The organism is Flindersiella endophytica (assembly GCF_054779015.1).
In genome coordinates, this window is sequence record NZ_BAAGYY010000041.1 from 436 (window position 1) to 25,463 (window position 25,028).

At 67.6% G+C, this 25,028-nt stretch carries 20 protein-coding genes and 1 pseudogene; 11 read left to right on the forward strand and 10 right to left on the reverse strand.

Features of this window, described 5'->3' with window-relative positions:
* The 4 genes from ACYVF6_RS40980 to sigJ all read right to left on the reverse strand — a co-directional run.
* A partial coding sequence (locus tag ACYVF6_RS40980; protein WP_460530574.1) for a sigma-70 family RNA polymerase sigma factor occupies nucleotides 1–477 on the reverse strand: 477 nt, incomplete at its 3' end.
* A 1,209-nt stretch (nucleotides 478–1,686) separates the two neighbouring features.
* Nucleotides 1,687–1,914: a hypothetical protein gene (locus tag ACYVF6_RS40985; protein WP_460530577.1), complete on the reverse strand. Its 228-nt coding sequence runs from the start codon at nucleotides 1,912–1,914 to the stop codon at nucleotides 1,687–1,689.
* A gap of 719 nt (nucleotides 1,915–2,633) precedes the next feature.
* The gene (locus ACYVF6_RS40990) at nucleotides 2,634–3,788 is read right to left on the reverse strand and encodes an NAD(P)/FAD-dependent oxidoreductase (protein ID WP_460530580.1); all 1,155 of its coding nucleotides are present in this window, start codon (nucleotides 3,786–3,788) and stop codon (nucleotides 2,634–2,636) included.
* A gap of 68 nt (nucleotides 3,789–3,856) precedes the next feature.
* Nucleotides 3,857–4,720: a sigma-70 family RNA polymerase sigma factor family protein gene (gene sigJ, locus ACYVF6_RS40995; protein WP_460530583.1), complete on the reverse strand. Its 864-nt coding sequence runs from the start codon at nucleotides 4,718–4,720 to the stop codon at nucleotides 3,857–3,859.
* Nucleotides 4,721–4,860: 140 nt separating this feature from the next.
* Between sigJ and ACYVF6_RS41000 the strand changes: the two genes are divergently transcribed.
* Complete coding sequence (locus ACYVF6_RS41000; RefSeq protein WP_460530586.1) at nucleotides 4,861–6,831, forward strand: beta-N-acetylhexosaminidase family protein; 1,971 nt, start codon at nucleotides 4,861–4,863, stop codon at nucleotides 6,829–6,831.
* A 191-nt stretch (nucleotides 6,832–7,022) separates the two neighbouring features.
* Here ACYVF6_RS41000 and ACYVF6_RS41005 read toward each other — a convergent pair whose 3' ends face one another.
* The 4 genes from ACYVF6_RS41005 to ACYVF6_RS41020 all read right to left on the reverse strand — a co-directional run bounded on the left by ACYVF6_RS41005 (nucleotide 7,023) and on the right by ACYVF6_RS41020 (nucleotide 13,253).
* Nucleotides 7,023–10,358, reverse strand: coding sequence for a S8/S53 family peptidase (locus ACYVF6_RS41005; protein ID WP_460530589.1), 3,336 nt, complete (start codon nucleotides 10,356–10,358; stop codon nucleotides 7,023–7,025).
* Between the two features lie 151 nt (nucleotides 10,359–10,509).
* The gene (locus ACYVF6_RS41010) at nucleotides 10,510–11,865 is read right to left on the reverse strand and encodes a hypothetical protein (protein ID WP_460530591.1); all 1,356 of its coding nucleotides are present in this window, start codon (nucleotides 11,863–11,865) and stop codon (nucleotides 10,510–10,512) included.
* Nucleotides 11,862–12,410, reverse strand: coding sequence for a SigE family RNA polymerase sigma factor (locus tag ACYVF6_RS41015; protein WP_460530594.1), 549 nt, complete (start codon nucleotides 12,408–12,410; stop codon nucleotides 11,862–11,864). Before ACYVF6_RS41015 ends, ACYVF6_RS41010 begins: the two co-directional genes overlap by 4 nt.
* Before the next feature lie 90 nt (nucleotides 12,411–12,500).
* The gene (locus tag ACYVF6_RS41020; protein WP_460530597.1) at nucleotides 12,501–13,253 is read right to left on the reverse strand and encodes a hypothetical protein; all 753 of its coding nucleotides are present in this window, start codon (nucleotides 13,251–13,253) and stop codon (nucleotides 12,501–12,503) included.
* Between the two features lie 14 nt (nucleotides 13,254–13,267).
* On the opposite strand from ACYVF6_RS41020, the pseudogene ACYVF6_RS41025 reads away from it, so the two are divergent.
* Nucleotides 13,268–13,429: pseudogene (locus tag ACYVF6_RS41025) on the forward strand (STAS domain-containing protein); the annotation flags it as partial.
* Between the two features lie 29 nt (nucleotides 13,430–13,458).
* Here the strand turns inward: ACYVF6_RS41025 and ACYVF6_RS41030 are convergent.
* Nucleotides 13,459–14,088: a winged helix-turn-helix transcriptional regulator gene (locus ACYVF6_RS41030; protein ID WP_460530600.1), complete on the reverse strand. Its 630-nt coding sequence runs from the start codon at nucleotides 14,086–14,088 to the stop codon at nucleotides 13,459–13,461.
* Nucleotides 14,089–14,249: 161 nt separating this feature from the next.
* On the opposite strand from ACYVF6_RS41030, the gene ACYVF6_RS41035 reads away from it, so the two are divergent.
* From ACYVF6_RS41035 to ACYVF6_RS41075, 9 genes are all read left to right on the forward strand, one after another.
* Nucleotides 14,250–15,113, forward strand: coding sequence for an AfsR/SARP family transcriptional regulator (locus tag ACYVF6_RS41035; protein ID WP_460530603.1), 864 nt, complete (start codon nucleotides 14,250–14,252; stop codon nucleotides 15,111–15,113).
* Between the two features lie 75 nt (nucleotides 15,114–15,188).
* Nucleotides 15,189–16,100, forward strand: coding sequence for an alpha/beta fold hydrolase (locus tag ACYVF6_RS41040; protein ID WP_460530606.1), 912 nt, complete (start codon nucleotides 15,189–15,191; stop codon nucleotides 16,098–16,100).
* 172 nt (nucleotides 16,101–16,272) lie between these two features.
* Complete coding sequence (locus ACYVF6_RS41045; protein WP_460530609.1) at nucleotides 16,273–16,905, forward strand: hypothetical protein; 633 nt, start codon at nucleotides 16,273–16,275, stop codon at nucleotides 16,903–16,905.
* Nucleotides 16,906–16,907: 2 nt separating this feature from the next.
* The gene (locus tag ACYVF6_RS41050) at nucleotides 16,908–18,584 is read left to right on the forward strand and encodes an NAD(P)/FAD-dependent oxidoreductase (RefSeq protein ID WP_460531328.1); all 1,677 of its coding nucleotides are present in this window, start codon (nucleotides 16,908–16,910) and stop codon (nucleotides 18,582–18,584) included.
* Nucleotides 18,585–18,612: 28 nt separating this feature from the next.
* Entirely contained in the window at nucleotides 18,613–19,581 is a 969-nt protein-coding gene (locus tag ACYVF6_RS41055; protein WP_460530612.1) for a DUF1702 family protein, read from the forward strand.
* On the forward strand, nucleotides 19,572–20,531 hold the full coding sequence (locus ACYVF6_RS41060) for a DUF1702 family protein (protein WP_460530615.1): 960 nt from the start codon (nucleotides 19,572–19,574) through the stop codon (nucleotides 20,529–20,531). Before ACYVF6_RS41055 ends, ACYVF6_RS41060 begins: the two co-directional genes overlap by 10 nt.
* A 5-nt stretch (nucleotides 20,532–20,536) precedes the next feature.
* Nucleotides 20,537–21,517 (forward strand): DUF1702 family protein, encoded by a 981-nt coding sequence (locus tag ACYVF6_RS41065; RefSeq protein WP_460530618.1) that lies wholly within the window; start codon nucleotides 20,537–20,539, stop codon nucleotides 21,515–21,517.
* Nucleotides 21,514–22,461, forward strand: a complete 948-nt coding sequence (locus tag ACYVF6_RS41070; protein WP_460530621.1) for a DUF1702 family protein — start codon at nucleotides 21,514–21,516, stop codon at nucleotides 22,459–22,461. The genes ACYVF6_RS41065 and ACYVF6_RS41070 overlap by 4 nt, the downstream gene beginning before the upstream one ends.
* Nucleotides 22,462–22,492: 31 nt before the next feature.
* Nucleotides 22,493–24,031: an MFS transporter gene (locus tag ACYVF6_RS41075; RefSeq protein WP_460530624.1), complete on the forward strand. Its 1,539-nt coding sequence runs from the start codon at nucleotides 22,493–22,495 to the stop codon at nucleotides 24,029–24,031.
* A 22-nt stretch (nucleotides 24,032–24,053) separates the two neighbouring features.
* Here the strand turns inward: ACYVF6_RS41075 and ACYVF6_RS41080 are convergent, their stop codons facing one another.
* Nucleotides 24,054–24,740, reverse strand: coding sequence for an AfsR/SARP family transcriptional regulator (locus ACYVF6_RS41080; protein ID WP_460530627.1), 687 nt, complete (start codon nucleotides 24,738–24,740; stop codon nucleotides 24,054–24,056).
* Nucleotides 24,741–25,028: the final 288 nt, after the last annotated feature.

The window sequence follows — 25,028 nt, forward strand, 5'->3', positions numbered from 1 at the left end:
GCCCAGCACCTCCCGCAGCAGGAGTACGGCTCGTTGCCGGGCGGGCAGGTACTGCAGGGCCGCCACGAGTGCCAGCCGCACGCTGTCACGTTCGGCCAGAAGCGTGGCAGGGTCGTGGGTTTCGGGGGTCACCAAGGCGTCTGGAACCGGGCCCAGCCAGGCCACCGAGGGTTCTGCCGGGCCCGGCGGGGCATCGGGATCCTCGGCCGGACCGCCCAGGCCACAGGGCAGCACCCGCCTGCCGCGTTGTTGCAGGGCGGACAGGCAGGCGTTGGTGGCGATGCGGTGGAGCCAGGTACGCAGCGAGGAGCGACCCTCGAAACTGTCGTAGGACCGCCATGCCCGCAGGTAGGTCTCCTGCACCAAGTCCGCGGCCTCATCCACCGAGCCGATCATGCGGTAGCAGTGCGCCAGCAGCTCCCGCCGAAACGGCTCGGTCTGCTGTACGAACTCCTCTGACCGCTGCGTCCTCACCATGTCCTCACCCGCATCTACTGACCACCCCGACCTGTTCACTCGACATCATCGCTTCCCACAAAAGCCCAGGCGACTCGATCAATCGCTGGACCCCCCGGTCCGAACACCACCCAGATCCCCAGCACCGAGAACACCTCTGCAATGCAGACCACCCACACCCGCGAAAGGAATCGGTCTGACCGCAGCACATTCGGTCCGACCGAGGCGGGCAGTGACCGGCCCGGTCCACGAGTCGTCGATGTCGACACCGCGCCGTTCGCGCTGGCTCCTGGCGTCGGATCACGCCAGGTGAATGCCGCCGGACGGCAGCCCTGTGGCTGGTACAGGCGCCACCTCCCAAGAGTTGGATCCTCATGCGGGAAATGTGCAGTCGCCAGCCGACACTTATCCTGTGACCCGACGGCGGTGGCCCACAGTTGCGGTCGTTCTGTTCCGGATGCCCATCTCGGGGTGTGGCATGTGGTTGCTCGACGCGTCTCGTGCCGATTCGACTGGCGGGGAGTGCATTGTCAGCGATGTTGGCGGCGCGAACGAAAGGTATATCCGCCTGGGGCAGGGGTACCTGCCTGGCGGGTGGCCGTGTTCGGTTCGGTGCAGGTGTCGTCAATTGGTTCTTGGGTCAGCTTAGCCATCGGAGGAACCAGATGAGGTCGGGACGTGGAGTCGACGCAACCGTTTATGTGCTGCTGATCTCGGCTGCGCTGTTCGCATCGGCTGCGGTCCTGTCCGGGCCCTGGCGTTGGATGGCCTTCGGTGGGGGAATTGTTTTCGCTGGCATTGGGCTTGTGCTCGCTGTACTGCGCGCGCGACAGGGCTCCGAGCGACGTCCTGAGCAGTAGGCTCTTTCAGCTGCCCCAACTTCAACACCGCGACCAGCATCGACTACGCCGAACGGGCACCGAACATCGTCGTACGAGCCGGGAACTTCAACGACGCCGAACGCCCCGCCGACAGCCATGCCGCGTTCTCGACCGACGGAGGCGCAACGTGGACACAGGGCTCGGAGCCGGCGGGCGTCAACGAAGGCGGAACGAGCGCCGCCGGCGCGGACGGCAGCCGGTTCGTCTGGGCGCCGCGAGGTCAGCCGGTGCACTACACGACCGATCTCGGCGCGACCTGGACGCCGTCGCGGGACCTTCCGGCCGACGCGATCGTCGAGTCCGACCGGGTGAATCCCCTTGTGTTCTACGGATTCTCCGGTGGACGGTTCTATGTGAGCAGCGATGGTGGCGCGACGTTCACAGCAACCGCGTCCGGGCTGCCGGCCGAGAGCGTGCACTCAAGGCCGTTCCAGGGTACGAAGGCGAGATCTGGCTGCCGGAGACCGGGGCGCGCGCGGGGGAACCACTCGTCGAGCAGGCCGAGCGTCTCCCTCCGGTTGAACAGCACGCGACCGTCGAAGCCGAGGTCGTTGAGCACGTCGTACGGGACGGGCAACGAGCCAGCCGCAGCCCAGAATCATCGGCCGGTAGCGGTTGGCCAGCCTCCGAGGCAGCCGCCTCCACCGCGCGGCCGATCGAGATCCGCCGACCGACCGTCCAGAAGTCGGTGGATCGAGCGCGGAGTCGCCGTCGAACGGTTGGATGGGCACCTGGTTGGCGCGGTACTCCACTCGTACGGGCGAACCGGCGTCCTCGCCCTGGTGCTCGCCGAGCTGCCACTGCCGGCCGAGGAACCACAGCGGGTGGTCGTCGGCGGACAGGTCGTGAACGCCTGGGAGCGGCCCTCGAGCGGGCCGGTGACGCTGCCCTGCCTGGCCAGCCAGCCGCTCGGCCCGCCGCGCGCTTGTCGACGTGACGTCCAGGTGCCAGCGTTCCGGCTCGGGGTCGTTGATCGCCCGGTCCCTGATCAGCGCCGCGGTGAGCGCCTGCGAGATCGAGGGAGCGTGCAGCAACCGGCCCGCGGTCGGCCCCTGCCCTCCCGGCCGAGGGCCGTCGACCCAGCCGTACGCTCCGAGCAGTGGCGGCTCGTCCTGCATGCGCCGCAGCCGGCTCCGTGCGAAGCCCGTGATCCACGGATCGATCCGGTACGACGCGGTGTCGATCGCGAACGGAAGCAGCCGCTCGATGTCCCGGGAGAGAGGTCCAGATAGGTGGCCGACGGCCTTCGACGGATCCCGGAGCCCGGACGTTCACCTTCCGGCCCAGCCAAGGCGGTCATTCGTCGCGGGGGAAGAAGGGGAGCTCGATGTAGACCCGATCGGCCGCGGCGAGGATCTTGGCGGCGTCGTCGACCGGTGGGTGGATGGCCTGGTTGATCCGTTTCTTGATGGCACCGCCGTCGACGCCCGACGCCATCACGCGGCGGTCCCAGCCGCGGGTGAAGATGCCGCCGGCTTCGCCGAGGTCGAGGCAGGTGACGTACGGGCCGGGCGTGAAGTCGCGCGGCGGTATGCCGACCAGGTCGGCCGCGGCGTTGTAGCCGGCGACCTTGCCGAGCGGAGTCGCGTGCTGGCATGCCTGCATGACCGTGTGCGTGGCGTCGAACGCGGCAGCGGCCGTGTCGCCGGCGGCGAAGACCTCGGGGAGGGCTCGCAGTCGTTCGTCCACGGGCACGCGGCCGAGGTGGTCGAGTACGTCCGGATCGCTGACGAGCTGCCGGGTGAGCTCGCTGGCTCGCATGCCCACCGACCAGACCACCGCGTCCGCCGCGACCTTGCTGCCGTCGGAGAGGACGGCGTATCCGTCGCCGGCCTCCGTCACCGTCGTGGCGAGGCGGCGCTCGATGCCGAGCTGGTCGAGTGCGGCTTCGATCTCCGGGCGCGGGCCTGGGCCGAGCTGGTGCCCGACCACGTCCGAACGGTCCACCAGCAGCACGCGCCCCCGGGCTGCCAGGGCGGTCACGGCCTCCAGTCCGACGAAGCCGGCGCCCACCACCACGACGAAGTAGTCCTCCCGGTCGCGCAAGCGGTCGGTAAGGCGCCGGGCACCGTCCAGCGTGTCGATGTCGAAGAGCCGTTCGGCGCCGTGCACGTTCCGCGGCGGAACGAGCTTGCTGCCGGCCGCCAGGACGAGACGGTCGTAACCGACCTCCTGGCCGTCGGCAATCACAACGCGGCGGTCGGTGTCGATCGTGCTCACGGTTGCCCGCAGGTGCTCAACGCCGATCGGGCCCAGGATCCGGCTGAGCTCCACCGTGGCGAGCTCGGGCTCCGGCTCGTACAGGCGCGGCCGCAGTACGAGGTGCTCGTTCGGCGCGATCAGCGTTATGCGCAAGGCCGCGTCGCCGTCGGCACGACTGCGGGCCAGCGCCGCCCCCGCAGCGCTCCACACACCCGCGAAACCGCCGCCAATGATCACAACGTGTGCCATCGTCAAGTCCTCTCAGCCTGGCCCCGAAATCGAAAATCGGGGTTCGGCAGGTAGACAAGACAGCGGCCTCAAAGGTGACCGAGCTTCTCCGGATTGACCAGTCGCCTGAACTCCGTGATCCGCCCGTCGGCGATCTCCACAGTGTCGAGCCAGACCAGCTTGCCGCCCTGATAGGTCGCCAGCGCGGGTTGCCCGTTGACCTCGAGGATCCGGAAGGCGTCGGGCTGCCGGATCCGGACCTGCCTGATCGCCAGCCGGGCAATCGCCTCGACACCGCGGACCAGCCGGCGCGCGGCGACCGTCTTGCCGCCGCCGTCGGCGATGTAGACCGCCTCGGGATGCAGCACCCTGACCAGGGCGGCCAGGTCGCCGGCGTCCGCGGCCGCTTTGAACGCCCTCAGCACGCGGTCGGTCTCGGCTCTGGACGCCCGCGGCCGCTCCTCGACCTCCGCGACCCGCGCCCGCGCGCGGGAGGCGAGCTTGCGGCTGGCGGCGGGCGTACTGCCGAGCACCTCGGCGATCTGGCCGAACGGGAACTCGAAGACGTCGTGCAGCACCAGCGCGACACGTTCGGCGGGCGTCAGCGCCTCCATCACCACCAGCATCGCGGTACTCACCGACTCGTCCACGAGCACCTGGGTCGCGGCGTCGGGCCCGGTCAGCAGCGGTTCGGGCAACCACGGCCCGACATACGACTCGCGCCGTACGCGTGCCGACTGCAGCACGTTGTACGACGTCCGCGCGGCGAGGGTCACCAGCCAGGCCCGCAGGTCGCGTACGTCGGCCAGGTCAGCGGCGGCGGCGCGCAACCAGACGTCCTGCGTGACGTCCTCGGCCTCGGCGACGGACCCCAGGATCCGGTAGGCGGCCCCGAAGACCGCGGGGCGATGCGCATCCCAGTCGGTCTCCGCCAGCCGGCCGGTCAGCTCCACCGTCTGGCCTCCCGCCTGTCGGATCAGCGATCGAGCTTCGCATTGTAGGCAGGAACGGTCACCGCAGACGGTTGACCGGAGTCGCGGGCGCGCCCAAGGTGACGGGAGGAGTCAGAGGATCGGATCAGGGGAGGCGTTCCATGCGCAGGTCACGTCGGCTCGGGCTGGTGGCTCTCGTCGTGCTCGCACTGGCCGGTGTCGTCCAACCGGCGCTGGCGACGCCGGCGCCCAGCGGTTCGGACGCGACGGCCGCGTTGCCCACGGTCATGCCGCGGCCGCAGGCGCTGACCCGCAACGGACCCGGCGTGGTCGTACGCGGGGCCGTGCGCCTGCAGGTGGGCGCCGAGGTGGACGCGCCGACGAGGGACCTGGTGGTCGCGGTCCTACGCGCTGCCGGCGCCGACACCGTCGAGGTGGCCGGTCCCAGCGCACCACAAGGGAGCAGCTCGGCGGTCTCGGTCGTGGTCGGTTCGGTCGCGGACGAACGGGTCGCCACGGCACTCCGGGCGGCGGGCGGGCAGGCACCGCAAGGTAGTCCCGCCGAGGGATACGCCCTGGCCAGCAAGGCGAACCGGACCGGTGGCGGCCTGGTCGTCCTGGCCGGCGTGGACTCCGACGGCATCTACTACGCAGCGCAGACGCTGCGGCAGTTGGTACGAAAGCCCGTCATCGCGGCGGTCACGATCGCCGACTACCCGCTGATGCCGTTGCGCGGCGCGATCGAGGGCTTCTACGGCAGCCCGTGGACGCACGCGGAACGCCTGGACCAGTTGGCGTTCTACGGCAGCGTCAAGCTCAACACCTACATCTACGCTCCCAAAGACGATCCGTACCACCGCGAGCAGTGGCGGGAGCCCTATCCCGCCGAGAAGCTGGCCCAGCTCGGCGAGCTCGTCCGGCAGGCGACCGCGCACCATGTACGGTTCACGTTCGCGCTGTCTCCAGGCGTGTCGATCTGCTACAGCGACGCCGCCGACACCCAAGCGCTCGAGGCGAAACTGCGGGCGATGTACGACCTCGGCGTGCGCAGCTTCTCCATCCCGCTCGACGACATCACCTACACCCGTTGGAACTGCGCGTCCGACCAGACGGCGTACGGCGATCCGTCGGCGCAGGCGGCGGCACAGGCACAGGTCGACCTGCTCAACAGGATCCAGCGGGAGTTCCTCGACACCCTGGCCGGCACCAATCCACTGCAGATGGTGCCGACGGAGTACGGCGACGTGAACGAAACGGCGTACAAGCGCATCCTGCGCGAGCAACTGGACACCCGGGTCGAGGTGATGTGGACCGGCACCGACGTCGTGCCGCCCAGCATCAGCGTCGCCGACGCGCAACAGGCGGCGCAGGTGTGGGGCCGCAAGGTGTTCGTTTGGGACAACTATCCGGTCAACGACTACGGCAACACGACGGGCCGGCTCCTGCTCGCCCCTTATGCGGAACGGGAACCGGGCCTGCACACCCAGCTGTCCGGGATCGTGCTCAACCCGATGAACCAGGCGGCGGCCAGCAAGGTCGCACTGTTCGGCGGTGCCGACTTCACCTGGCACGACACCGGCTACCAGCCGGAACCCACGTCGCTGGCGGCGGCGGAGTACCTCGCGGCCGGAGACGCCGCCACCGTTCGGGCGTTGCTGGCGTTCTTCGACCTGGAGCACCTCGCGCCGACGTTCGGCTCGCAGCCATGGCAGCCGCAGGCGCCGGAGCTCGCCCGGCGGCTCGCGGAGTTCCGTACGGCCTGGGCCGGAGGCGGTACGACCGCCCGTACGGCCGCGCTGCGGGAGCTGCGGCCGTACGCACGGCTGCTGGCCGGTGCGAGCGAGCGGATCCGTTCCAGGGTTGCCGATCCGGGCTTCGTCGCCGACTGCCAGCCGTGGCTGGACGCGCTGGCCCTGTGGGGACCGGCGTTCGTCGACACGCTGGACGCCTTGCAGGCAAGGGTGAACGGCGACGAGGACCGAGCCGCGCAGCTGTTCGCCGAGGCCGCGGACCTGATGGCACAGGCCCAGGCCATCCGTACCATTCCGGGCGAGACCCGGCCGCAGGGCAGAGTGCGTGTGGGCGATGGCGTCCTCGACACGTTCCTCATCGAGGCGCGAACGCTCAGCTGAGCCTGCCCAGCGCAACCGCCCGTTATCCGACCGGCGGCTCGTGCTGGAGGGCTTGTTCCGCGGCATCCCGTCCGCCAGTCCGCTGCAGCTGGCCGGCCGGCCAAGCCCAGCAAGTTCCTGTCCGGCCGCCCGATTCCTGTCCGGCCCCCGAGACGGGCGGGCCCGGACAGGTACCGGCGCGAGCGTTTCGCCTATCGCAGTTGATAGGCGCGGATCACGGTCTGGTCTATCCGGTTGCCACCGGAGTCGACCAGGCTCGTACGCAAGGAGACGAAGCCCGTGCCCACTCCTTTCGGCGGGTGCGTGGCGATACCCCGCCAGGTGTTACCGTCGTGCTGGAACGGGATCTCGTGCCAGGTCGCGCCGTCGTCGTAGGACGTCGCCAGGGTCACATGCTCGATCCGTGGCGCGTCCTGCGTAGAATCCGCGCCGTACCATTGGGCCGTCACCTCCAGCGGAAACGTCTGTCCAGCCGGCGCTCGGTTGAGATCGTCGAACCCGCCGGAGATTCGCGGTGACATCGTGGTGAAGAACTGAATCCACTCGGAGGAGTCGCCGTTCCAGCGGAACGTCCAGGTGGTGTCCGACCGCGTAGCAAGGTTCGACCAGACGACGTCGCGGTCAACGGTCTGGCGCAGCGCATAAGTCGCCGCACCTGACGGGATCGGGAACTCAGTGTGGAGCGGGTCATCGCTGCTACCAATGACCACGCCGTCACGGCTCAGCGTCGCCCGGCCGGTGTGGCCGGCTTCGTCCCAGAGCCCGTACGCGAACCCCGTGCTGGACGGCGCGCCCGGTAGCGCGCTGAAATGGACTCTCTCACCGTCGCGGTAGGTCCACAGGACCCAGGTGGAGACGGCCGCCTGGTTCGCGTCCACTCGATAACGTCTGCCCGGCGCGAAGCGACCGTCCGCGGGGAGGTCGACTTCCTCATACGTCGTGTCCGACCCGTCGACCGCGTGGTCGAACCGAAGATTCCATGCGAGGTCGCCGGCCGTCGAGTAGTACTCAGTGCGATGCTCTGGCACCCGGGTCGCCTGTGCCACGTCGATCAGCGGGACGAAAGATTCGCCGCGCACCAGCCAGGGCGTGTCGAGGCGATACGCGTCGGCGGGCACCCCCTGCGCGTGCAGGTGTGTGTCGACGACCGCGAGATTGCCCGGGTCGGCTCGGAACGTAAGCCGCTCAGGTATCCGGCCAGGCTCACGGAACAACAGGTGGTAGGACGCGGGTAGCCGCGAGCCCTTGGCCACCGGACGGGTTTCGGTCAGTGTGGCGTGATAGCCGAACTCGTACGCCCGCGAGGTCACCGGTTCGGTCGGGGTCGCGTAGAGCTCGGCGTTCCGCCCCACGCCGTACTGGCTCGACCAACCCTGCAGCAGCACCTCGTCGCCGAACGTCTCGATGATGCTCAGTCCCGCTCCGGCGGGTACTGCCGACCGCGAGTCGGTCTTGGCCGTCACCCGGCGAGCGGTGCGGGCGTCCAGGGTCAGTCGCTGGTCCCGGTCGACGGCCAGGTCGGGGATGGTCATCAGGCTGGCGCTCACCGGCACCTCACCGGCTCCGGCCGTCTCGACGACGGTGAGCAGCTCGTACGTTCCCTTCGGCACTCGAGCGACCAACTTGCCATCTGTCAGGCTGGTGTTGACGGTGGCGAGCGTCTCGAGGTTCATCAGTTGCACGGGGAGCGTGCCGTCGCTGATGTCCTTGCCGTTCCGGTCGAGAACGGTGGCGGTGACGTCGTACGACTCCGGCTCGGAGTAGACGTTGACCGGAATCCGCGCGGCGATGTCACCACCGGCGAACGTGGCGGTCAGCGCTCCCGTGATGTCGCCGATCCCCGCATGTGCCCCATCCACGTGCAGCGTCGCCGCCCCGGTCGCGTGCGCGGGCACGGTGAGCTGCTCCGGCTCAACGCTCGCACCCTCGAGTGTGACGGACAGTTCGAGCGTCACGGGCTGTTCTCCGTCGTTGCGGTAGGACACTGTCCGGCTGAGCTCCGCCTCGTGCGGCCAGCGGTTGAACAGCGAAATGCTGCCCTGGTCCGGGTACACGGTCGTGGCGATCGCCTGACCCAGGTCCACTCGACCGGTGCCCTGCTGAAACGGGCCCAGCTCGGGGTTCGGGGTCGCTGTGCTCATCAGGAACGGCTTCAGCTGCGCCGCGGTCCAGTCCGGGTGCTGTTCCAGCAGGACAGCGGCAGCCCCCGCGACGTGCGGCGTGGCCATCGACGTTCCGGAGGCCCGGGTGTAGTGGTCGTCCATGACCTCGCCCATGCTCGTGCCGCTCGCGCGGGCGGCCGCGATGTCGACACCCGGCGCCGTGACGTCGGGCTTGATGGCATGGTCGCCGAACCTGGGTCCCGTACTGGAGAACTCCGCGAGCTGATCGGACTTGTCCACCGCGCCAACGGTCAGCGCGGCGTCGGCGCTGCCCGGTGAGCTGACACTGTGCGGCCCATCGTTGCCGGAGGCGATCACGAACAACGCGCCGGTTCGTTCGGTGAGCCGGTTCACCGCCTCCTCCATCGGATTGATGCCGGCCTGGTCAGGGCCGCCGAGGCTGAGGTTGACCACTCTGGCACCCTCCGACGCCGCCCATTCCATGCCGGAGATGATCTGCGAGTCGTAGCCGTAGCCGTCGTCGCCGAGCACCTTGCCGGCCAAGATCTGCGCGTCGGGCGCGACGCCCTGGTACCTGCCTCCGGACGCGGCTCCGCTGCCCGTGACGATGGATGACACGTGGGTGCCGTGCCCGACCTTGTCCTGCGTCCCGGATGGGCTGCCGGTGAAGTCCTTGGCCTCGAGGACGGCGTCGGCCAGGTCTGGGTGCGTTGCGTCGATGCCGGTGTCCAGGACCGCGACCTTGACGCCCTTGCCGGTGTAGCCGGCCCGCCAGGCATCGGGCGCGCCGATCTGCGGCACACTCTGGTCGAGGCTGGCCTCGACCCGGCCGTCCAGCCAGATCTTGCCGACTCCGTTGGGGTCGTCACGCAGGCTGCGCCAGAACGTCGCCGATCTGGCCTTGGGCGTACGCGTGACGCTGCCGCGTACGCTGCCCAGGTCGCGGGTGACTTGTGCGCCGGCGTCGGTGAGCCGTTGCTTCGTCTTCGTCGTGTTTGCACCGGACCTACCCGTGTATCCGATGATCAGTGGCAGGTCCTTGCGGTGCGCGTCGTCGTATCGTTGCTCGATCAGGCCGGTGACGTCGAACAGCCGCTCGTCCAGCCGGCCGGCCGCGAGCAGTGGCCCGGCGTCCGACGGCACGATCCGTACCGACGTGCTGGTCCGCCGTTCCTGGAACCCGATCCGCTCCCGGCCAGGGCCGGGCCGAACAGACACGTTCGGGAGCCGTCCTGGTGCCGCCGACACGGTGACCACGTCGCCGGTGATCAGCGTCACCGCATGGCTTTCCGCCTGTCGTGCCGCGGGTGTGGCCCTTGCCGGCGGTGGTGCCGCGGCCGCTGTTCCGACCGCTGCGACCGTCGCCAGCACGGCGACGAGGGCGGCCAATGGTCGTACTCGCACGTGAATCCCTCCCTCGGATCGATCGACTCCGATCGCTCACCAACAGACGACGTGATGAAAGAGAGCAAAGGGTCGTGGGCTTGGCGGCCCGCGAGGAACTGGCCTTGTCCGGGACCATCGGTCGCGGACAAGGCCAGATTGGTGCCTGGCGTCAGCGCCGGACGGCGAAGGCGAACGGCGAGAGTGCGCCCAGCGGCTCCGGTGCGGTGGCCAGTTCACACGTGCCGGTTACCGTGCACCGTACGAGCGCCACGTGTTTCTTCGCCGCATCGGTGGCTTCGAACAGGAAAGTGTCGCCCGACTCCCACGCCACCTGGTAAGGCGCCTGATCCTTGATCCGGAGAACAGGTTCGCCGGTTCGGGATGCGAATACGTTCACGCTGGAGGTGACCTTGGGCTGCGGCGGTTCGTCTCCTGGCTCCTCGGTCGCGCTGTTGTCGACGTCGTGGTTCGTGCTCGCGACGTAGCGGTTGTTGGCCGCGAAGAACACGTCGTTGGAGTTGAACTGGCAGCTTTGCCACAGCTGCCGCTTGCCAGGAAGTTCCAGTACGGCGAAGCAGCTCTGGCCGTGGGAGCCCGGTATGGCGACAGCGACCAGGGAGCTGTCCGCGGAGGTTCCCGCGACGGCGAGCGAGTCGTGCCAGTCGGTCAGCGAACCGGTTCGCGGATCCCAGATCTTCACTGGCGTGCTCAGCGCGTTGGTGGCCCGGTTGACCAGGATGCTGGAGCCCAGGAACGCGCGTACCTCCAGCAGGGACTCCTCGCCGCCCACGATCTGCTTGGTGGAGGTGACCTTGCCGGCCGCGACGTCGTAGGTGTTGAGGGTGGTCCGGATCGTCGCGCCACCGCTGAACCTGCTCCACGCGACCTGGCTGCCGCCGTCGGAAACCAGCGGGTCGAAGATCAGCCCTCCACCCGTCTCCCGGTCGAGGGAGTTCCGCTGACCGTTCTGGCCAACCAGGAAGAGCTCGTACCCTGGCTCCTCGGTGCCTTCCGACGTGGCGACGACGACGTATCCTCCGGTGACCTTCTGAAGGCTGCGGACCCAGGGGTAGCCGGTTCTGAACGGGATCTCGCGGGCGCCGTCGTGGATCACGCCGTCGAAGTACCACGGCACGTCAGGTGCCTTCCCGCGCGGCAGTTTGCCGAAGTCGACAGCGGTCTCGGCAACGCCGTCGGCACCACGCTTAGCCGTGGACGTCGGAGTGGCTCGCGTGTCCTCGGTCTGGGTTGGCTTCGGCTCTGTCGTGGGTTGCGTCGTGGTTCTCGTGGCGACGTTGCCGTCTGGTTGGTGCGACGGGTACAGCGCGACGCCGACGGGCACGACGAGCCCAACGGCCGCGGCGCCGACGACGGCCGCGGCGGCGATCCGGCGCCTGCGCAGCCGGCCCGCCCGATGCTTGATCGTCCCGGCGGGGTCGGGTGCGGCTGGAGTGGTCTGGTCGGCGATGCGCCGCATCGCGGCGCTGAGCCCCTCCGGGTTGTTCCTGTCCGTTGCATGGTTCATCGGACGTTCCTCTCGGCGATGTCAGGGAACTGTTCGAGTGCCGAGTCATCCGGTGGGGCGAAAGCCGAACGCAGGTTGACGATGGCGCGGTTGGTCCGGCTCTTGACGGCGCTGACCGAACAGCCGAGAACCTCTGCGGTCTCGGCTTCGGTCAGGTCCTCGTAGTAGCGCAGGACAAGCGCGGCGCGTTGCTTGGTAGGCAGTCGGCGTACGAGATCCCACAGCTCCCGGTCGCGTTCGCTGAGATTGAGCGCGACCGGCTCGGGTGGTGCGGCAGTACTGGTTTCGAGGTGACGCCAGGCCCGGCGCCAGACATTGGTGTGCTCGTTGACCAGGATCCGCCGGACATACGCGTCGGTGGCGTGTTCGTCGCGAATGCGGTTCCAGGCCAGGTAGGCACGCGCGAGCGCGGCCTGGACGAGGTCCTCGGCGGCGTGGTGATCGCCGGTGAGCAGGAACGCGATCCGCGTCAGCGCGGCGTACCTGGCGGCGACATAGGCGCTGAACGTCTCGTCCCCGCCACTGCGTCGCCGATCGTCGGCCATCTTCACCCCTCCGGTCCCGTTGTCACTCCAGATGACGGGGTGGGATGGGCGAAAGGTTTCGCGGAATTTTGCGACTTGTGAGCGGCGGGATCAAGGATCCAGACCAGGGACTCTCGGTTGTCCTTCACCTACGAAATGCCATCCCGCCTGGAAGGCTTGGACCATCAGCACGCCCAATCCTTCCAAGCAGGACAGGCATCTCCGTACTTCCAAGGCCGTATCGGCCCAACTCGATGAAACCCCGAAGTTAGGCGCAGCAGCCCCCGCAGCCGAACTCGCAGCATCCGTTGCACGGGTAATTGAAGAGGAATCCACACCAAGCGGGTGTGTGGTGGCACTTTGGCGGATGTAGCCGTCGTAGAGGCAGATTGACGAGCACCAGTCGCTCTCGGTGCTGCAGGCGCAGTCTCCTGCGAGGGTGTCGATCGGATCTGGTCCTAGAACGTGCTCTGCCATCAACCGCCCACGATCAGCCGGTGGCAGCTCCTGGAGAATCACCTTCCGACAAAGCGAGTTGAAGGGCGCCAGGTCACCGTAATGTCGCGGAACCTTGCTGGGGTTGGCCTTCACCCAGGCTTGAGCGTCCTGAAGTCTCTTCTCTGGGTCGGCGAACGCCGGCGTTTTGCCCATGGCCACGAGTGCGACTGCCACTGCCGCTCCGGTCCCGAGTCTCAGGAAGTCCTTGCGGCCAAGTCCATTTCCGGATGCGATCGGATCCTTGCTGCGACGCTTCTGCTCACCGAACTCTTGCAGCAGGCCTACGGTCGCACGCGGGCCGAGCCGGTTCAGCAGGCGTACCGCCATGCCAAGACCGGTCCAGGCCTGTGCCTGCCCGCGGTCCACCTTGATCAGAGTCCCTGCGAGGCGCGATCGACAGCACGAACGCCCACCGACTGGACCACGAACTGCGGGTTGCCACGCTCGGCGGCACGACGTCACGGACGGTCGACATGTCCGGCGTCACGCTGCTCGCAAGCGCCGGAGTGCAGATCTTGCACGAAGCACGCCGCCGCTGCCTCCAACACGGGACGGTCAGGGGCTCCCGACGTCAGCTGGCGGCGAAGACGGCAGCGAGGGCTTTCTTGGTGCCGCGGAGTTCGCCGGCCGCGACCACTTGGTCGACCGTCAGCATGCCTGCCGCCAGGCCCAGTACGATCGCCGGGGCGGCGCGGAGGACGGTCTTGGGCCGGGCATCGGTGGCAAGGGTGATGGACAAGCCTGTTTCGTCGACGCTCACCGTGACGAGGGTGTCGTCGACTTCGAGGCCGACGGTTGCCGGGGTCTTGGCGCGCTTGCCGCGCATAAGCGACTCGAGCGCCACCGCAAGCCAATGGGTACGGAAGCTGTCGTCGTCGCGCGGACCGGAGACCATGAGTGGGGTGCTCCAGTTGACCAGCGAATCGATGGTGCCACGGAGCTCCCTTCCCCAGGGGGTGAGCGCGTATGCGACGCCGTTGCTGTCGGCGTCGAGCTGGCGCTGGATCACGCCGGCCTCTTCCAGTTCGCGTAAGCGTTCGGCCAACAGGTTGGTGGCGATCCCGGGCAGGCCGGCCAGAAGCTCACCGTAACGGGCGGGACCCACGAGGAGCTCGCGGACGATGAGGAGGCTCCACCGTCCGCCCATGACGTCGAGCGCTCGAGCCAGACCGCAGTACTGACTGTAGGACCGCCTGCCCATCGTTCTCCTTGGCTTCCGAGTTGCAGCACTTTACTTTCACCTGCTAACTTGAGTATAGAGCAGAATTAGAGGTGGTCCAGGCATCCTGGTCGGGCAATCCGCCGGTGTGCGCCCGTTTTGGGTGGACGACGAACTGTTCCGCCTCAGGGGGAGGGGGAGCAGTGGGTGACAGTACCGTCGACCACCCGAGGGAGCTCGAGCGGGAAGCAACCTGTCGGGTCTATCTCTTCGGACATCTGCGGATGTACCGGGGCGACCAACGGGTGCAACTCGAGGCGAGTCGCAGGAAAGGCCTTCACATCCTGCTGTGGTTCCTGCTGAACCCCGGCAAGCCCTGTTCGGCCGACCAGTTCGTCGACACGCTGTGGCCGGAAGCCGATCCCGACAAGGCGATCAGCCGTTTCGACGTCAACATGCACGCACTCAAACGGCTGCTCGAGCCCGAGCTTGGTCCGAGGGAAGAGTCCTCGTTCATCAGGCGCCACGCCAACCGGGTGTACACCTTCGAGCCGGTCGACCAGTGGTGGACGGACGTAGCCGATCTCGAGTTGCTGTACCAGCGCGGTCACGAGTGCGAGATGGCCGGCGACGTCGACCGAGCGCGCTTCTACTACAGACGCGTTTCGGGGTACGTCTCGCAAGGGCCGTTGGTGGACGGGGAGTCGAGTCCTTGGCTCGAGCCTTACCGGCACAGGTACGCGCTGTTGTGTTCGCAGGCCCTGGCGCGTCTGATGCGGCTCGACGCGGACAGCGGTGACGACGAGGAGCTGCTGGAGTCGGCGTACCAGATGCTGCACGTGGACCGGTGCAACCAGCTGGCGACCCGGGTGATCGTCGAGACCTCGCTGCGCAACGGCAACCAGTGCCGGGCCAAACGCCGGCTGCAGGCGTTCTGCGATGCAGTCCAGCGCGACCTCGGAGTTCCGCCACCAGCCGAGTTCGTCGAACTTCGCCGCCAGCTGCATGGCAAGCGCCAGCGACACGGAGACACCAAACGCAGGACCGCCAACTTACGCAGACCGTAGCAGGATACCCGACTTGTGGTACTTTACTTTCACTTGCAAACTTGATTATAGATCAAGATCCGAGGAGGTCCAGAGATGACGACCGGGCATTCCGCTGGTGTACGCCCGTCCTGGGTGGACGACGATCTGTTCCCCTTCGAGAGCCGGTTCGTGGAGCTGGACGGCAACGTGGTGCACTATGTCGACGAGGGCTCGGGGCCGATCCTGCTGATGCTGCACGGCAATCCGGTCTGGTCCTTCGTGTACCGCGAGGTCATCACCGCTCTACGGGACCGGTTCCGGTGTATCGCCCTGGACTTCCCGGGGTTCGGCCTGTCCACTGGCGCTCCTGGCAACCAGTACCTCGCCAAGGACCACGCCGAGCTGCTCGTGTCCTTCATCGACCACCTGGACCTCTCGCAACTGACTCTGGTCGGCCACAATTGGGGCGGCCCGTTCGGCCTGTACGCCGCCGTGCAACGACCGGACCGGTTCGAACGCCTCGTCCTGACCAACACCTGGGCATGGCCGTTGAACGGCGACCTGACCAGCGAAGTGTTCTCCCGCGGCATGGGCAACCCGGTCGGGCGCGCGCTGAACAGGCAGTTCAACCTGTTCGTCAAGTACTTCATCCCCTCAGCACACAAGCGACGGAAGCTGACCGACGCCGAAATGGCGCATTACTACGAAGCGATGCCCACGCCGGAGAGTCGCGTACCCTGCGCCGCCCTTCCGGGGGAGATCGTCGGCGCTCGCGAGTTCTTCACCGACCTCGCGAGCCAACTCGGCCCACTCGAGAAGCTGCCCACGCTGATCGTGTGGGCCGACGGGGACTCGATCTTCAACCAGAAGTACCGCGAGCGCTTCGAAACGATCTTCCCGAACCACACCACGACAGTGCTCCATGGAGTCGGCCACTTCCTGCAGTCGGATGCGCCGGCGGAGTTCAGCGAAGCCATCACGACCTGGTGGGACGAACCGTCCCGTGAAGGCGGCACGGCCTCGTAGCGGTACAACCGCTTCGGCACAGTCGCACCTGACACGCCGTTTCTCCTTACGTTTCTCAGCCGTCGTACGGCGAGGTTCATGGGAGAAGCGGCGTGTTGCCGTGCCAGGCGAAGAGTCCTCAGTCTTCCATGTTCGGTAAGTCCGACGTAACGACGATTCTCATCATCGCTGTATGACTCTTCGTAAATTCAAGGTGGTATCGCTGTTCGGCGTGGCGGCGCTGTTGCCCATGGTGTTGGCCGGGTCGTTCTGGTCGAGTGCGGCAGCCGCGGAGCCGGCCGCGTCCAGTGTGGTGCAGCCCTCGGACGACACAAGTACGGACTCCTACACCGGAGGGGGCGTTACGACAATCAATGCCTCCATCTCACCTGGTGTGCCGCCGGTGACCTATCTCGGTCCGTGCGTGGCCAACACCTACGCTCTCGACATCGATGCCCTGGGGTCGATCAGCGGTGACGGAAAGGCGTTCTACGGCCCTCTCGACGTCGCCGGGACGGCAAGTGGATGCGACACGTTCCTCCACGGTGAGGGCACATCGACGATCACGATTTCGGGGAACGCCTCCGGAACGAGTGTCAGCTGCGCGAATCTGACCGGGCCGTTCCACCGAGTGGCGACGAACCTGTCGATGATGGTGGTGAAGACCTGCACGATAACCGACGCGGCCGGCAGCAAGACCTTTCCCTGCTACATCTACATCGACCTGGCTGAGGGAGTGTTGACCGAGTTCGACAGTCGCCTGTACGCGACGAAGGCGGTATTCGTCGGCGAGTTCACCATGACCGGCGAGCCTCGGGGCTGGTGAGCATGGAAGCCTTTGACGTAGCGATCATGGGCGGAGGTGCGGCAGGGCTGACGCTGGCATTGCAGTTGAGCAAGGCGCGCCCCGGCACATCGATCGTGGTCGTCGAGCGGAACACCCGCGCACCCGAGGCCGCGCACAAGGTGGGCGAGTCGACGGTGGACATCGGCGCTCACTACATGCGCGACGTACTTGGTATCGAGCCGCACATGACCGGCCGGCAGCTGGACAAGTTCGGTCTCCGGTTCTTCTTCAGCCACGGGGACAACCGCGACATCACTCGCCGGTTCGAGGTCGGCCACGCGGAGCGTCCGCCGGACGTCGGAGCCACCTACCAGATCGACCGCGGCCGGTTCGAGAACTTCCTGACCGACGAGCTGGCAGGCGTCGGGGTCGACGTGTGGACCGGCCACAAGGTACGCCAGGTCGACCTCGGCGGGATCGGCGAACCCAGCAGCCTCCACGTGACGTCTCCGGCGGGGGAAGAGCGGCAGATCCAGGCACAGTGGGTGGTCGACGCCACCGGCCGCTCCTCGATCCTGAAGCGCCAGCTCGGCCTGGTCCGCCCGAACGGCCATAACGTGAACGCCGTCTGGTTTCGGATCGACCACCCGATCGACATCGACGAGTGGTCGGACGACTCCGCGTGGCACGACCGCATTCTCAACGGTCGCAGGTACCTCTCGACGAACCATCTGATGGGGGAGGGGTACTGGGTGTGGCTGATCCCACTGGCCTCGAACTCCATCAGCGTGGGCATCGTGGCCGACGCCCACCTTCACAGGTTCGACAGCCTGAACCGTTTCGAACGGGCGATGGCTTGGCTGGAAGAACACGAACCGCAGTGCGCCGAGGCGGTGGAACGACACCGTGACAAGCTGATGGACTTCCGTGTGCTACGGAACTACTCGTATGGCTGTGCGCAGGTGTACTCCGAGCAAGGCTGGTGCCTCACCGGAGAAGCCGGAATCTTCCTCGACCCGCTCTATTCGCCGGGCTTCGACGTCATATCGATGAGCAACGGACTTATCACTGACCTTGTCACTCGTTCGCTGGACGGAGAAGACATCGGCGAACGGGTGGCAATTCACAACAATGTCTTCTTCCTGGTCACCGACGGTTGGCTGCCGATCTACGAGGGTCAGTATCCGATCATGGGCAATGCCCGGGTGATGTCCGCGAAGATCATCTGGGACACCGGAGTCTATTGGGCGGTGCCAGCACTGCTCTATTACCACGACCAGTTCGTACGACTGGCCGACCGGCCGCGCGTGGTGAAGCAGTTGGCGCGGATGTCCGCGCTCACCGAGAGTGTCCAGAGGTTCTTCAGGGAGTGGTACGGCGTCGAAGCGAGCTCGCCGGCCGACGACTTCCTGACCTATTACGACTCCGGCTTCATGTCGCGCCTGCACAAGGGGATGGCCGGTCCGCTGTCGGATGACGACCTGGACGACCAGCTCGCCGCCAACCTCGACCTGCTGGAGCGACTCGCGGGCCAGATGGTGGCCTCGGTCATCGCGGAGTACACCGACGGCGCGGCGGACGAGGCAGGTAGGCGCCAAGCCGGCTACTGGCGCGCCGATGCCGCTCTGCAGCGTCTGGTCGAGGTCTACCACGACAGCCAGGGACTCGGCAGCGAAGACGCCACCTGGTTCACCGTCGGGTCGCGTACTCGAGCGTAACGGCTTCCTGGGAAGGGGACCGGACACAATGACCAACACGCTGGCGCGGGCGCGAAGGGCGCTGCTGGGCGTCTCCGAGAAGCAGATCGTCGCGTTCAAACAGGGCGACTCCGCGAAGTGGCGGCATCTGGAGGAGGCCCTGCGGGCCGCTGTCGGCGGATACCACGCCGTGCTCGATGGTGGCGGGATCGACGAGATCGTGACCCGGCTGGAGCGGTTTCCGCTGGAGACAAACGGTTATGCCCACGAAGGCGTCGCGATGGGCCTCACCGGAATGGACTGCTGGCTGCCGGGAAAGTCGCGCTTCCGCGAGTTCCTGGCAGGTCCAGGCGACGCCCACATCTACATGGCTCATATCGGTGCCGGTGAGGCGCTGGCGCTGATGCGGCGCCGGCCCGAGCCGTTTCTGGCCCGACTCGACGATCCGGTGGAGCGTTGGCTCGTCATGGACGGCTACGGATTCCACCTCGGGTTCTTCCACCGTGCCCGATACGTGGATCGGCAAGCCGTGCCCCGGCAGCTGTCGTCGTACGCCCGCCGCGTCTTCGATCAGGGCGTGGGCCGCAGCATCTGGTTCACCTCAGGTGCGGACGTGGACCGCGTCGCCGCCGATATCGCCGCCTTCGCGCCGGACCGGCACCGCGACCTCTGGTTGGGCATCGGCACCGGCTCCAGTTACGCGGGCGGAGTCGACCGCCGGGAGCTCGAGCGCCTCAGGGAGGCCAGCGGCCGGCATCAGGCATGGCTCGCGACAGGGGCGGCTTTCGCGGCCAAGGGCCGAAATCGCGCCGGCAATCCGGCTCCCAACACCGAGCTCGCCTGCCAACTCCTCTGCGACACCAGCAGCCTTGGAGCCACGGAGATGGTCGACGAGGCGCTGGCGAGCCTTCCGGAACGCTACGAGCAGCCGGGCTGCGAGCTGGTGCAGGACCGCATGGTCGAGGCGTTCTCCGCTTCGAGCAAGCCCGCCGACTCAGGGAGCGCACGATGGACCTAGCACCTCCCGCCGGTGACGGCGGTCTTCGCGGGATGGCCGGGGGCCTGTTGTGGCGCGTCTTCGCCGCGTCGGGGGCCATGCCGTCCCCCGTCGAATCCGGCGACGGCGCGTCGACCGCGCGGTTGAAGCAGGTGGTGTCGACAGTCACCGAGTGCTGCCGTACGACGGTCCTCGATCCCCGGCTCGACGTCCTGGTCTCGAAGCTGGATGCCTATGACGAGGAGCTGCACGGGTTCGCCTACGAGGGCGCCGGCGTCGGCCTTGCCGCCCTCGACTGCCTGTCGCCCTGGAAGAGGCGCACCCTGGCGTTCGCGACCGGTCCTGGAGCGCGGCACGTCTACGGCATCTATCTCGGTGCTGGAATGTGCCTGGCCAGAATCCACCGGAATCCCGAGCCCTTCCGGGTACGCCTGGGTGACCCGGTGCTCAGCTGGGTCGTGGTGGACGGCTACGGCTTCCACGAAGGTTTCTTCAGGCAGCGGCGACACGTCGCACAGCGACGAGTTCCGGCGCGTCTTCGGGGGTACGCGCGGCGGGTCTTCGACCAGGGGATGGGCCGCGGCATCTGGTTCTGGTCCGGTGCCGACATCGACCGGGTCGCGGCGACGATCGAAACCTTCCCCGAGCAGCGGCGGCCCGACCTGTGGAGCGGGGCGGGATTCGCCTGTGGCTACTCCGGTGGGATCGACCGCGACGCCCTCGAACCACTGCCCGCGGTCGCGGGCCCGCACCGTGCACAGCTCGCGCTCGGTGCGGCGATCACATCCAGCGTCCGGCACCAGGCCGGCAACCTGGCGGCTCACAACGAGCTGGCGTGCGAGGTGTTGTGCGAGATGACGTCCAAGGAGGCGGCCACCGTCGTGGAAACCGCTTGGCAAGGCCTTCCGGCCGAGCCGTACGTACCCGCCCATGCCCTGTGGCGGCAGCGCATTCTCCGGCGGTTCGAATGATCGCGTTGAGCAGAGTCCTCAAGCCCGTGCTGAGGTTGTCGGTGGACGACTTCCCCATGTTCGCGAAGCGGCAGTTCGGCGCCCACCCGGACATGGATCGCGCGTGGCCGCACTTCGAGCCCGCGGCGCACGCCATCGTGGACAACTTCTGGACGACCGTCGACGATCCCCGGTTCGACGCCCTGGTCCCGAAGCTCGAAGCCAACCCGGAGAAGGTACGCGGCGTTGCCTATGAAGGCGCCGCCATGGGCCTGATGTTCCTGGACTTCCTGCTGCCTTACAAGAAGCGGCTCACCAAGTTCCTCGACACCAGTGCCGGGCGGGCCTACCGGCCGATGGTGTACGTCGGGGCGGGGATGATGCTTCCACGCCTGCCGGTGGACCCGTTGCGGGTCATCGCCAGGTACGACGACGCGGACCGATGGCTCATCCTCGACGGCTACGGCTTCTCTCGTGGTTTCTTCGCCGCCAGTGCCAGCCTCGACCGGCACTCGAGACCGACCCGGCTCACCGGCGAGGCCGCACGGAACTTCGACAGTGGACTCGGGCGCAGCCTGTTCTTCACCAGCGGAGCGAACGCCGATCGGATCACCGCCAGCATTGACGGATTCCCCCGATCCCGGCGCGCCGACATCTGGGGCGGCGTCGGCCTGGCCTGCGGCTACACCGGTGGCGTACTCGACCACGACGGGATCGGCCGGCTGCTCAGCGCTTCCGGTTCCTATGCCGGGGAGTTCGCCGTCGGCGTCGCGGTCGCCGCGGGGTTCCGCCAGCAGACCGACCATCCCGCGGAGCATTGCGACGCGGCCTGCGCAGCGGTGTGGGGCGCGGACAGTCGCGAGGTGGCGCGCCTGGCGGCCGCCGAGTCCTCCGGCGCGCAACCGGATCCGGCCGGACCGCGGTACGACGAGTGGCGCGGACGGATGCGGGCCGTGTGGACGGAACGCCGCCAGTTCACCATCCCTGCCGAGAGGGCCGATCTATGACCGCATTGGGTAGTACTCGCCGTCGGCTGTTCGGCATCCCGGAGCCGCGGAAGGTGTTCAGCCTGCCGGGGTTCGCACCGGAGGGATGGGAGCGATTCGCCCCGGTGATCGAGGCTCTCGCCCTGGGCTACAACGCGAGCCTGGAAGACAGCTCCCTGCCGATGCTGGTTCCCCGCCTGGACGCCGTCGAACCGCGGCTTCACGGCTTCGCCTATGAGGGTGCGGGGATGGGCCTCGGCGCACTCGACCTCATGACGCCGTGGAAGCAGCGGATCGCCGCGTTCGTCGACGGTCCCGGGGGACGGCACATCGCTACCGTCTACGTCGGCCTCGGCCTCGCGCTCGCCCGCCTTCGGCGCCGGCCCGAGCGGTACCTCGATCGCCTGGATCCCCTGCTCGGCTGGGCCGTCGTGGATGGCTACGGCTTCCACGAAGGCTTCTTCGCCCGTCGGCGTTCCATCGTGAAGCAGCTGCGACCCGCCCATCTGTCCGCGCATGGCCGGCGTATGTTCGACCAGGGCCTGGGCCGGGCGATCTGGTTCTCCAGCGGAGCGGTCGTCGCACGCGCGGCGGAGACCATCGCGACCTTCGAGCCCGACCGCCACGCCGACCTGTGGACGGGCGCCGGGATGGCTTGTGGCTACGCCGGCGGCACCGATCGGCGCGGTGTCGAGAAGGTACGCGACGCCGCCGAGGGACACCGGCACCGGCTCGCCTGGGCCGCCGCGACGGCCGCGTGGACCCGGGACCTGGCCGGAAACCAGGCCCCGCACACCGACCTGGCATGTGAGGTGCTGTGCGGAATCCCGAGCACAGCCGCGGCCCGCGTCCTCGAACAGGCCCGGCACGACCTGGCCTGCACCTCGCCCTCGACGTCGTACCAGACCTGGCGAAGCACGTGCACGGCGATACTCGCGGGGCGCGTTCCGACCGAATCTACTTGACAATTACTATTAGGACTTGAGAAGTTCAACCATGCGAAAGCCCTTGATCCTGCTCGCCCTGACGTGCAGCGCGTTCATCATCAGCGTGGAGATCACGATCGTGAACGTGGCTCTGCCCTCACTGATGCGGGACCTCGCGGCGACCACGACGGAACTGCAGTGGGTGGTGGACGCCTACAACCTGCTCTTCGCCGCCTTCGTCCTCGCGGCCGGAAGCCTGAGCGATCGGCAGGGCCGAAAGGGTGCCCTGCTCGTAGGCATGGGGATCTTCACCGTCGCCTGCCTGGGCGCGGGATGGGTCGACACGAGCGGTGGGCTCATCGCCGCACGGGCGGTGATGGGACTCGGGGCCGCCCTGATGTTCCCTACGACGCTGTCGATCCTCGCCAACGTGTTCACCGAGCGGGGTGAACGTGCCCGGGCCATCGGGCTGTGGGGAGCGTCCACGGGCTTCGGCATCGCCACCGGCCCGATCGTGGGCGGCTGGCTGCTGGCGCGCTACTGGTGGGGGAGCATCTTCCTGTTCATGGCCATGATCGCAGTGGTCGTCGGGGTCCTCGTCGCCGTGGTGGTGCCGACCTCGCGCGATCCGAGGACGCCGCCGATCGACTGGCGGGGTCTGGGGCTGTCCTGCGCGGGCGTCGGGGTGCTGGTCTTCGGCATCATCCAGGCGCCCGAGTGGGGATGGAGATCGGCCTGGACGATCGCGAGCATCGCGCTCGGTGTCCTGCTCCTGCTGGTCTTCGTCGGCGTGGAGCGGCGGGCCAGCCATCCGATGCTGGACGTCTCGCTGTTCTCCAACCCGCGCTTCACCGCGGCGAGCGGTTCAGTCGCCATCTCGTTCTTTGCTCTCAACGGCTTCATCTTCGTCATCACGCAGTACTTGCAGCTGGTGAAGCCCTACAGCGCGTTCTCCATGGGCGTGCGCCTGCTGCCGATGGCCGCCGCGGTGGGCGTCTCCTCGATCGTGGGAGCGAAGCTCGCGGTATGGATCGGCAACAAGGTGGCCGTGGCGGCGGGTCTGGTGCTGTTCGCAGCCGGGCTGGCCTGGACCGCGACGAACACGGAAGCGACGACGTACGCCGCCATCGCCGGCGAGATGGTCCTGCTCGGGCTCGGGTTCGGCCTGACCAGCGCACCGGCCACCGAGGCCATCATGGGTGCGGTCTCCAAGGCGAAGGCAGGGGTCGGCGCCGCGGTGAACGACGCGACGCGCCTGTTCGGGGCTACCCTCGGCGTCGCGGTGATCGGAAGCGTGGCTTCTTCCCTGTACCAGAACAGGCTGGACTCGACGCTGTCGACCGAGCTGCCGGCCCCCGTCGTATCCGCCGCCGAGGGATCGCTCGGCGGCGCGCTCGCGGCTTCGGAAGCACTCGCCCAGCAGGGGCTCGTCGACGGTGCCCAGCACCTGTCCGATACGGCCACCGCGGCCTTCCTGCACAGCATGGAGGGCGGCTCCTTGCTCGCCGCGGGCGTGGCGCTGGCAGGTGCCCTGATGGCAGGTGTGCTCCTGCCCGCTCGTCCGCGCGCCTCGACCGACGCCGTTGTCGTCGGCGAGGGCGCGCGCTGACGCTCGTCGTTTCGGTTGGCGGCTATCCCGCCCTACGGACCCGCTCCCACAGGCCCATGACGGTAGGGCTCGGATCGACGCCCAGCTCGCGGTGGACCGTTCGTACGTAGCCGGCGAGCTGGGTACGCGCGGCGAGCGTGTTTCCCTGGAGGAGGTTCACTTCCGCGATGGCGGTCGCGGCTTCCTCGGCGTAGGGGTCGCGATCCTGTACGGAGAGCGCACACGCAAGCGCCTTGTGGGGAAGGCCTCTCACCAGGTACAGGCGAAGCAGCCGGCTCTGCGCCGTGTGATGAACGACATCGTGCGCGGCGCGAACGGAGTCGAAGACCTCGTCGAAGAGGTTCTCCGGCAGGAAAGTCTGGCGGTAGTAGTCGAGCAGTCGTTCGTACGACGTGATGGCGGCCGAGACATCGCCGCTCGTGTCGGCCGTCTTCGCGGCGGCGAAGAGTCGTTCGGCGTCGAGCACATCGGTCCACCAGCATTCTGCGTAGTCGAACCAGTATCGACCGTTGCCGTCGGAGCGGATGAACGTCGAAGGCTGCCGGCGAGCCAGGTCAGGCTCGAGAAGATGACGCAGGTAGTGAAGGGTCACGGCCAGCCGGTTGGAACGATTGGCCAGTCTGCGGCCAGGCCACAAGACATCGCACAACTCCGCTGACTCGACGTGGGCGCCCGGGTTGAGCAGGAACCAGGTCAGCAGGATCCGCACGCTCGCACGCCCCAACGCCGGATCGGTAAGCCGGTGGCCGTCACGCAGAATTTGGAACGGCCCGAACAAATGCGCTTCGTATCTCCCGTTTGTTGTTTCGGTAGTCGATGGGCGTTGTTGTTGATCTTCATCCAACGCGCCAAAACGTGGTTTCAGCATCTCGTTTTCGCCTCCCCGTGACGAGCCCGTTCAAGGACCGATAGTACCTGGCTCGTCAAGGTACTGACGCCTTTCCTTTTTCCTTTCGCGTCGCGTAAGCGTGCCGAAATTGCCAACCCTGATTGTGCA

Excerpts from the sequence above, each read along its gene's own strand:
- ACYVF6_RS40990 (WP_460530580.1), bottom strand. The coding sequence starts at position 3,788 with ATGGCACACGTTGTGATCATTGGCGGCGGTTTCGCGGGTGTGTGGAGC.
- ACYVF6_RS41000 (WP_460530586.1), top strand. The coding sequence starts at position 4,861 with ATGCGCAGGTCACGTCGGCTCGGGCTGGTGGCTCTCGTCGTGCTCGCA.
- ACYVF6_RS41010 (WP_460530591.1), bottom strand. The coding sequence starts at position 11,865 with ATGAACCATGCAACGGACAGGAACAACCCGGAGGGGCTCAGCGCCGCG.
- ACYVF6_RS41015 (WP_460530594.1), bottom strand. The coding sequence starts at position 12,410 with ATGGCCGACGATCGGCGACGCAGTGGCGGGGACGAGACGTTCAGCGCC.
- ACYVF6_RS41030 (WP_460530600.1), bottom strand. The coding sequence starts at position 14,088 with ATGGGCAGGCGGTCCTACAGTCAGTACTGCGGTCTGGCTCGAGCGCTC.
- ACYVF6_RS41040 (WP_460530606.1), top strand. The coding sequence starts at position 15,189 with ATGACGACCGGGCATTCCGCTGGTGTACGCCCGTCCTGGGTGGACGAC.
- ACYVF6_RS41045 (WP_460530609.1), top strand. The coding sequence starts at position 16,273 with ATGACTCTTCGTAAATTCAAGGTGGTATCGCTGTTCGGCGTGGCGGCG.
- ACYVF6_RS41050 (WP_460531328.1), top strand. The coding sequence starts at position 16,908 with ATGGAAGCCTTTGACGTAGCGATCATGGGCGGAGGTGCGGCAGGGCTG.
- ACYVF6_RS41055 (WP_460530612.1), top strand. The coding sequence starts at position 18,613 with ATGACCAACACGCTGGCGCGGGCGCGAAGGGCGCTGCTGGGCGTCTCC.
- ACYVF6_RS41060 (WP_460530615.1), top strand. The coding sequence starts at position 19,572 with ATGGACCTAGCACCTCCCGCCGGTGACGGCGGTCTTCGCGGGATGGCC.
- ACYVF6_RS41070 (WP_460530621.1), top strand. The coding sequence starts at position 21,514 with ATGACCGCATTGGGTAGTACTCGCCGTCGGCTGTTCGGCATCCCGGAG.
- ACYVF6_RS41075 (WP_460530624.1), top strand. The coding sequence starts at position 22,493 with ATGCGAAAGCCCTTGATCCTGCTCGCCCTGACGTGCAGCGCGTTCATC.